This is a genomic window from Bacillus sp. SIMBA_005 (assembly GCF_046535585.1).
In the GTDB taxonomy this organism is placed as follows: Bacteria; Bacillota; Bacilli; order Bacillales; family Bacillaceae; genus Bacillus; species Bacillus pumilus.
Genome location: NZ_JAWRWI010001068.1, coordinates 1 through 241 on the forward strand (window position 1 = coordinate 1; position 241 = coordinate 241).

Sequence of the window (241 nt, forward strand, 5' to 3'; positions counted from 1 at the left end):
AGATAATCCGTATTCAGATTCAAAAGCGACTGCTCCGCCGACGCTAAGATGTGAGACTTCGACGTATTATAATGATGCGACTTGTTTCCTGGCCGCTCCGGTGATTCAATGACAATCCCGCATTTTGTGACGATTTCGATTCGCTCCCTTATTGAAGGCGAAAGGGACAAAGCGCCGCCGAACAGCTTTTCACACGTATAACCGCCGTATATATCGGCATGATCGAAGGTGGTGATGCCTT

The 241-nt window shown here is 48.1% G+C and carries 1 protein-coding gene; it reads right to left on the bottom strand.

The annotated features are described in order from the left end of the window. Positions 1 to 241 (bottom strand): aldo/keto reductase (locus SB660_RS23400; protein ID WP_410584963.1); only part of this gene is annotated, 241 nt, incomplete at both ends.